Origin of the sequence: Roseibium aggregatum (genome assembly GCF_017309185.1) — a bacterium.
GTDB lineage: Bacteria > Pseudomonadota > Alphaproteobacteria > Rhizobiales > Stappiaceae > Roseibium > Roseibium aggregatum_B.
This window is the reverse complement of the sequence record NZ_JAEKJZ010000005.1, coordinates 451,579-460,369: the sequence shown is the minus strand read 5'-3', so window position 1 is coordinate 460,369 and position 8,791 is coordinate 451,579. Positions and strand designations below refer to the sequence as shown.

Annotated in this window: 4 protein-coding genes and 1 pseudogene; 2 read left to right on the top strand and 3 right to left on the bottom strand. The window is 58.6% G+C overall.

Annotated features, from left to right (window positions below; all coding sequences use genetic code 11):
* Nucleotides 1–600: pseudogene (locus JF539_RS21890) on the top strand (IS3 family transposase); the annotation flags it as partial.
* A 312-nt stretch (nt 601–912) separates the two neighbouring features.
* Here JF539_RS21890 and JF539_RS21885 read toward each other — a convergent pair.
* Together JF539_RS21885 and JF539_RS21880 are read right to left on the bottom strand one after the other, a co-directional pair.
* On the bottom strand, nt 913–3,879 hold the full coding sequence (locus JF539_RS21885) for a YCF48-related protein (protein ID WP_207142855.1): 2,967 nt from the start codon (nt 3,877–3,879) through the stop codon (nt 913–915).
* A 674-nt stretch (nt 3,880–4,553) separates the two neighbouring features.
* Entirely contained in the window at nt 4,554–5,426 is an 873-nt protein-coding gene (locus JF539_RS21880; RefSeq protein ID WP_268957579.1) for a DMT family transporter, read from the bottom strand.
* Between the two features lie 92 nt (nt 5,427–5,518).
* Between JF539_RS21880 and JF539_RS21875 the strand changes: the two genes are divergently transcribed.
* On the top strand, nt 5,519–6,409 hold the full coding sequence (locus JF539_RS21875; RefSeq protein ID WP_207142853.1) for a LysR substrate-binding domain-containing protein: 891 nt from the start codon (nt 5,519–5,521) through the stop codon (nt 6,407–6,409).
* A gap of 339 nt (nt 6,410–6,748) precedes the next feature.
* On the opposite strand, the gene JF539_RS21870 is transcribed toward JF539_RS21875, so the two are convergent.
* Entirely contained in the window at nt 6,749–8,782 is a 2,034-nt protein-coding gene (locus JF539_RS21870) for an NADH:flavin oxidoreductase (protein ID WP_207142852.1), read from the bottom strand.
* Nucleotides 8,783–8,791: the final 9 nt, after the last annotated feature.

Here is an 8,791-nt window from a genome sequence, read left to right as displayed (position 1 = left end):
ATCAAGGCTCAGATCGGATACAGGCGGAGACCGGGCAACTATGGCGGAAGACCTGCCGTGGTCGTCGACAATAGCCTCAACCAGCAGTTCAATGTGGAGGTGCCCGACAGGGTCTGGGTAACAGACATCACCTACATCAGGACTTTGGAAGGCTTTGCCTATCTTGCCGTCGTAATCGACCTCTTTTCCCGCCGCGTCGTGGGGTGGCCGATGCAAAGCCGCCAGACCACGGATGTCGTGTTGCAGGCCCTGCTCATGGCCGTATGGCGGCGGAAACCGAAACACAAGGTTCTAATCCACTCGGACCAGGGTTCACAGTTCACAAGCATGGACTGGGCTTCGTTCCTCAAAGCTCACAACCTCGAACATTCAATGAGCCGGCGCGGGAACTGTCACGACAACGCTGTCGCCGAAAGCTTCTTCAACCTGCTCAAGCGGGAAAGGGTACGGCGGCGAACCTACAAAACGCGCGTCGAGGCCAAGCAGGATGTGTTCGACTACATCGAGATGTTCTACAACCCAAAGCGCAAACACGTCAGAAACGGAATGCTGTCACCCGTCGAATTCGAACGGCAGCAGAAAATGAACTCTGAAGGCGTCTACAAATCTAGGGGCTATTCACCGGGACTTTCCCGCCCCGGATCCGGAAGATCCGGATAACGGTCCTGACGACGGTAACGGCGTGAGTTCAAACGGTATCCATCACTGCCCGTCCAAAAAACCGCCTTCGGCATTTTGAGATTGCCGCCGGTCGCCAGAAATCGGTTTCAAGCAGGCCAAATACCGGAGATCATGATGAACATTGATTTGACTATCCTCACCGACGCAGTCGCTCGTGATCGAACTTCTTCAATTGAATGGGTCAGAAATTGAAGACCCGTCCGCTCAAACTTTCCCGCATGAAAATTTTCCTCAGCCCGTTCCACCCGCTTTCCCCGCCTTTGGAAGCGACTTGATAGCGTCCCGAGCAAGGTTGATCACGCTGTCGGTCGGCAATTTCGCCTTCCCAAATTCGATACCGTTGACGCTGAATAGTTCTGCAAGTTCGGCCAAAGTGTGTGCGTGGTCATCAGACCAAAGCATCATCAGTGCATCCGCCCTGCCATCGTAGAATGCGGAAAGCCGCAGATTGTAGCGGTAAAGAGCTGAAAACACGCTGACCAGGAACAACATCAGCGCCACCAGTCCAACCCGCGTGATCGTCTCCGTTAGATCGAAACGCTGCCCGAACAGCATGGGTTGCTCGGGTACCAATCCCGTGTTTTCCGATGTGACCAGCCGATTATTCAATGTCGTCTGGATGCCCCGTTCCAACGCCAGATCTTTTTCAATATCGTCGAGCTGGGTTAGAAAGGGTCCTTTGTCAACGCTGGCAATCTCAGGATAGGCATCAATCAGATTTCGGATATCCGTGACCTCGGTCACAGAGAGAATGTCTTGGCCGACAGGCAGCCGCACCCAACCGATGTACCCAGTTGCACCAACCACCAGTGCTCTCCCGCTTTCGCCTGGAAAGACCACCGAGTAGAGAGTTTCGGACGTGCCGCTGGCCTGCACCGACCAGCTCTCATCGCCATCCTGAGACAACAGGATCGTGCCATTGTTTCCCACGGCCAGACCCCGCTGGCCATCAGCCGAAAAGGCCACCGAGAGGAGATTCTCGGACGTGCCGCTAACCTGCGCCGACCAGCTCTCACCGCCATCAAGCGACAACAGGATCGTGCCACTTTCCCCAACAGCCAGGCCCCGCTGGCCATCAGCCGAAAAAGCCACCGAGATGAGATCCTCGGTCGTGCCGCTGGCCTGCGCCGACCAGCTCTCACCGCCATCAAGCGACAACAGGATCGTGCCACTTTCCCCAACGGCCAGGATCCGCTGGCCATCAGCCGAAAAAGCCACCGAGAGGAGAAATCCAGTCGTGCCGCTGGCCTGCGCCGACCAGCTCTCACCGCCATCCTGCGACAACAAGATCGTGCCTCTTTCCCCAACAGCAAGGCCTCGCTGGCCATCAGCCGAAAAGGCCACCGAGCGGAGAAGTCCGGTCGTGCCGCTGGCCTGCGCCGACCAGCTCTCACCGCCATCAAGCGACAACAGGATCGTGCCACGATCCCCCACGGCCAGACCCCGCTGGCCATCAGCCGAAAAGGCCACCGAGTAGAGATCCTCGGACGTGCCGCTGGCCTGCGCCGACCAGCTCTCACCGCCATCCTGAGACAACAGGATCGTGCCACTCCACCCCACGGCCAGGATCCGCTGGCCATCAGCCGAAAAGGCCACCGAGTAGAGAGTTCCGGGCGCGCCGCTGGCCTGCACCGACCAGCTTTCACCGCCATCCTGAGACAACAGGATCGTGCCACGATCCCCCACGGCCAGACCCCGCTGGCCATCAGCCGAAAAGGCCACCGAGTAGAGAGTTCCGGACGTGCCGCTGGCCTGCGCCGACCAGCTCTCACCGCCATCCTGAGACAACAGGATCGTGCCACGATCCCCCACGGCCAGGATCCGCTGGCCATCAGCCGAAAAGGCGACCGAGTAGAGAGTTTCGGACGTGCCGCTGGCCTGCACCGACCAGCTCTCACCGCCATCCTGAGACAACAGGATCGTGCCACTCCACCCCACGGCCAGGATCCGCTGGCCATCAGCCGAAAAGGCCACCGATAAGAGATCCTCGGACGTGCCGCTGGCCTGCGCCGACCAGCTCTCATCGCCATCCTGAGACAACAGGATCGTGCCATTGTTTCCCACGGCCAGACCCCACTGGCCATCAGCCGAAAAGGCAACCGATATGAGATTTTCGGACGTGCCGCTGGCCTGCGCCGACCAGCTCTCACCACTATCCTGAGACAACAGGATCGTGCCACTCCACCCCACGGCCAGGATCCGCTGGTCATCAGCCGAAAAGGCCACCGAGCGGAGGTTTTCGAACGTGCCGCTGGCCTGCACCGACCAGCTCTCACCGCCATCCTGCGACAACAGGATCGTGCCTCTGTCCCCCACGGCCAGACCCCGCTGGCCATCAGCCGAAAAGGCAACCGAGAAGAGAGCCTCGGACGTGCCGCTGGCCTGCGCCGACCAGCTCTCACCGCCATCCTGCGACAACAGGATCGTGCCAATCCGCCCCACGGCCAGGCCCCGCTGGCCATCAGCCGAAAAGGCCACCGAGTAGAAACTCGGCACATCGATCCGAGGCTCCGGCAGGTCATTTGCGGCCCTCACCTTGGCCTCAAAAGTGTCGCGCACGGCAATCGCATCGCTGCGGAGATCGTCGATCTTGATCTGCTGCGCCCGGGTTTGGCTCCGCAGATTTTCATTCAGTTGATTGGCCACATTGATGTCAAACTGGATATCTTCCTGACGCTGTGTCCTTGTGTACTCTGGCAGCCAAAAATAAATCGCACAGGCGCCCACAACAGTCAGGATTACCGCACCGATAAAAGCATAGCCGCCCCGGCGTAGCCATTTCGCACGCTTGCGCAGATCTCTGGCCAGCTGATACGCAAGCACTTCCAGATCATCCGGTCGGACAACATTGGGTTTGTCGGCTTGCTTATCCTTTCTGGGATTTATGCAAAGGTAGGCAATGCCAACCAAATAGAGAAAAGAAAGAAAGCCTAGGACAATAGCTTCCTTACCCGAAGGGAAAGCACCCTCTGCAAAACTTAGAATTTCACTGCCCAGGAAAAACCAAGTCGCAAGGACCGCTGCGCCCAACACAATAAATTTTGGGAGATCAAAGTAACTGAACCACCTATTAATCCGCGGCTTCGGCAGATCGTTACTTGAATCTTCAATTAGGCTGCCACGGGCGGCTTCGTCGGCCTGTTGCGCATCAGCCGCTTCGCCATCAACCGCATTCTCGCGCGTTTCTGCGGATGTCATTTAACCAACCAGCAATTTTATTTCCTAAAGTAACCAACTGTTCAAATTCTACTCTAGGCGGCAGTGTCCTTTTCTTCAACACCGCCCATTACCCATCCCCTCATCCATTGACCGCCAGTCCGAGCGAAAACATCACATTGGTTAAGCGCCCGCTCAGCGACCAGCTGCTTCGGCTTTCTGTTGTCGCCTTCACCTCTAATCGTTGAAGACGAACCAAACGCTCAGGTAGATCACACAGCCTTCTGTTCCGAATACCCTGACGACGGACAAGGTATGTTGACGCTTGGTATCGGCCGCGGTATCGCTTCGGGTATCGTAACCCGTTGGCCGCCTTGAAGAATTGGCGGAGTCCTGCGCTCTCTGGGTATAGCGGAGTGGAATCCCCCTCTCTCCGCCATTTTTCATAAATACGTTGCGCTTCCGGAGCCTTCTTATGAAGTCAGGCCAACGCGAACGAATTTTCAAGCCCGGTATCCATGCCCTTAGCCATCCATGTGCGGACGGTCCCTGGGCCGAGTTGTTTCAAGGCACACAGTGTTCGAAGGCAGCGATGCGCACTCAGTTGCCATTAGGTGAGTAGTGGCTTTGGGAGACGATTGTTTCCGCCTGTGAAAAGCCTACACGTTTTTGATGCGCGTCGGCACGGCCCCGGGAGGACGCATGAAACGGTGTCTCTACTGCGGCGGGCTGCTTGTTCGCACCAGCAAAACGCCACCTAGCACGATCAGTGCTCCTCCGACGAGTGTGGTGGTTTCCGACCTCTCACCAAAGGCCACGAAGCCCAAGAGCGCGGCGAATACGATCCATGTGTAGTCGACCGGCCCGACGACTGACAGCGGCGCCGATCTGTACCCACGGATCGTGGCGTATTGCGCTCCGATTGAGACCGGTCCCAACAGAATGCAGGTAAATACCGCTTCTACATTGAGGGATTGCCAGTTGGCGTAGGCGGGTGCGGCCATAAGGAAGAGACCAAAGAAGCAAACGTAGAGCATCACACTCAGGGCCTTTTCGCTTTGCCCGAGAATGCGGATCAGAAGCCCTTCGACAGCAAGAAGACATGCGCTTGCAGCGGCGGCGAATGCCGGGGCGGCCGGAAGCGCTTCGCGGAAAGCCCCTTTTCCGACGATGACGATCACGGTGCCTGCCAGAGACAAAGCGATAGCCCATCGGAGCCTGTGGTTCAGCCGTTCCTTCAGGAAGACGACGCCCAAAAGGACAGCGATGACACCATAGAGCATGCCGAATGCGGTCGCATCCGCGATTGGCATATGTGCAGATGCCCAGGTGATCGCCACCGCGGCGGATGACCCGCAGAGCGCCCGAAGAAAGTGGGCGGCCGGTTGGCAACTGCGATGTGCGAGCAGTCCGCCTCGCCAGTGCGCCAGAAGAAGGACGGTCGCCAGAGCGCCGACGTAACGCAGAAAGGTGATCTGAAATGCACCGACTGACCCGTCCGCAAACTTTGCGGCGGCAAAGATCAACGTCCAAAGCCAAGTACTGAGCAGAACCCAAAGGACCGCAGGAAGATAATTAGTATGCTGCAAAATTTCTCACTCTAAGAGGATTTCACTTCCAATTCTGACCATAATTTCATTAGTATCAAACGAGAGTTTTTATCCTTGAGTGAAAATTCCTCATGCTAAAGCCTAACCGGATTTCGCTGAACTCGATCCGTGTCTTCCTCGAGGTTGCCGACGGCGGCAGTGTCAAGCTGGCGGCGGCGATGCTCGGCGTCACGCCGGGCGCCGTCAGTCACCAGATCCGTAGCCTGGAAACGGCGATGGGCGTGCAACTGCTGAATCGCAGCAACAACAGCGTTTGCCTCACGGATATCGGCGCTGAGTTCGCGTCGCGCCTGCGACCAGGGCTGCAGGGCATCGAACACGCGATTCAGGCAGCGGTGTCAGGTGTCGATGATGTTTCAGTCTTGGTGCCGATTACGCTCGCGACGCGATGGCTCATCCCACGGCTCGAACACTTCCATAACAAACATCCCGATCTCCACATTCGCATCGAGACGACCGCGCAATCTGGAACCCCAGGCGATACCGGGACGGACATTGCGATTGCTTACCATCCCGCCGGAACCGGTCCGTCCGACGCTGAAATATTGTTTGAGGATCGTTGCCGTCCCTACCTCTCTCCCGACCTCCTTTCTAAAATCGCCGATCCCACGGATCTGGCGCAGATACCCGCATTGCAAAGCGCTCGAGGAAACTGGGACTGGAGGCTCTGGTTGGAATCGAACGGCAAGGCCTCGACACGGCTCAACTACGCTGGCCAGTTCGATCTGGACGACGCGGCCCTTCGTGGCGCCATATCAGGGCTGGGCATGGTTCTGGCACCATACTTTATCATCGAGGACGACCTGACATCGGGCAGGCTACTCGCACTGCCCGCGACAAAAGACATTGTGCTGGGTGCCTACACGCTGCACTGTCCCAGGCCGGTGTCGCGCCAGAGCGATAGCTTTCTCAGCTGGCTTCGGGAAAACCGGGCGAAAACGTCCGCTAAACTGTCTTCCTGACCAGTGAGCGGGAATGGGTGTTCTCAAAAAAAGGCACGTCAAAATGATCCGGTCAAAATTTGTTTTGACGATCCAGGGTTTGTGAAAATACAGCGCAATACGATGATCGTTGCGGCGAGAGTCCATGAGGCTTCATGGCTGGCATCGGTTTTGTCGTTTCGTGTGTTGATGCCTCTGAACTCTCTGATTTTGCTGAAGTAGTTCTCGATCATGGAAGGGACAGTCCAGGTCCGGCAGACCCTGATACTGTTTCGATGTCGGCCTGTAGACTTCAGCAGGGGTCTTCATGGCCAGCGCTTCATGGGTGAGTCCTCAGTGAACATCATCCGTCACCTAGTGTCAGCTCACCGAACAAAGCCGCAAGGCGTCATAGACGGCGGCGTGGACGTTTCTGGAGGCGAGAGCATCCCCGATCCTGTGCAGTTCGAACCCTTCGGCGGCGCGCGGTTGTGGCTTCAGGTCCCGCAGGGCGTGAATGTCCGTCACGCCTTTGTTTCCTGCCCGGCCTCTGAGCTCTTCAAACAGGTCGTCCATCGGAAGAGTGCCCATTTCCACGACAACCTGGTCGACCAGGCGCCGTTCGCTTTCGTGGGTGAGTTCGTTGAGCAGTGTTGCCTCGAGCCGGTTGCCCTGGCGCGTGACGGACGTCAGGCGCATATGTCCCTGAGAACGCAGGTCCACCTTGGCGAACTCCTTGTGCCAGCGAGTGGATTCCGGATAGACCAGATCCTGCGCGACAGTCGTGTCGATTGTCGCAAGCTGCACTCTTGCTCCTTCCGCCAGGGCCGCGCCGGCAGCGAGCAAAGCCGGATGCCGGCCGGTGTTGTCCCAAACGAGAACGTCGCCGGCGGGTTTCACCTGCCGTCCGACGATATCCCAGGTGCTCAGAACAAGATCGTCGCCGTGACCGAAGCCGGTCTGCGGAATTCCACCGGTTGCCAGGATCACGAGATCCGGGTCGAGCGCCATGATATCGTGTGCGTCCATGTACCTGTTGCAGGCAACCCGAACGCCCAGGATCTCGAGTTCGGCCAGGCGCCACTCGATGGTGCTGATCAGGTCCCGGCGCCAGCTGCTGGCGGCGAGCAGCATCTGTCCGCCCGGTTGGGGCGCCGCCTCGAAGATCTGAACCTGGTGTCCCCGTTCGCAGAGCACGCGCGCCGCCTCCAGACCGGCCGGCCCTGCGCCGACGACAACCGCGCGGCGCGGCTTTTCGGCTTTCCTGATTTCATGTCCCATCGTCAACTCCCGCCCTGTCGCCGCATTGTGAAGGCATTTCGGACGGTGGGGAGACTGGCAGTGGCCCGCCCCGACGCAGGGACGGATGCGGTGTTCTTCTCCGCGCATGAGTTTCGCAACCATATGCGGATCTGCGATCTGCGGCCGCGTGAGGCCGGCGAGGTCGACATGACCCTCGGAAACCGCATACCGGGCCGAGGCCATGTCCGAGAGTTTCGCCGCATGGAAGACCGGCAGACCGACCTCGCGCTTGAACCGCCCGACCGCTGCGACCCAAGGTGCCGCAGGCGTACCCATGCCTGGAAAGACTTCCTCCGAAAGCGAACGCGATGTGTCCATCGAGCCGTAGAGCGCGTTGAAGAAGTCCACGGCACCTGCGCGCTCCAGCATTCGAGCGGCTGCCACGCAGTCTTCCGGCGTCAGCTCCCCGTCTATCCCTTCATCGACCACATACCGCATTCCAACAACGAAATCGTCGCTGACATTACGGCGGATTTCCTCGTGAACCATCAGCGCGAAGCGCAAGCGGTTTGCCAGTGAACCGCCGAACCGGTCGGTTCGCTTGTTCGTCTTCGGCGACAGGAATTGGCCGATCATATGGCCGGACGCAAGCGTCTCGATGCCGTCAAGGCCGCCCTCCTCGCAGCGCCGGGCTGCCTGACCGTAGGCCTTCACGACCCGCTCAATATCGTATTCGTCCATCTCGCGCGGGATGCCGCGATGGAGCGTCTCGCGGATTGGCGAGGGACCGATCGGGGGAAGCCAGTCCTGGGCGTAGGGGTCTCCACGACGGCCAAGGTGGGTGATCTGGCACATGAGCGCGGCGCCCTGTGCATGCATGCGCTCCGAAAATCTTTGGAAATGGGGAATAATGGCATCGGTCCCGACATTGAGTTGCTGGAAGATGCTGGGACTGTCGATGTCGACATTGGACGAACCGCCGAACATGGACAGGCCGACGCCCCCCTTCGCCTTTTCCTCGTGGTAGGCCTGATAGGCCTCCTGGGGAAATCCGTCCTTGTGCAGCCCGCAGGCGTGGGAGGTGCTCATGATCCGATTGCGCAATTTCAGCTTCTTGATGGACAGGGGCTGGAGCAAGGGGTCCTTCGTGCGTGTCGAATTCGCGTGTGTCATGGCAATACT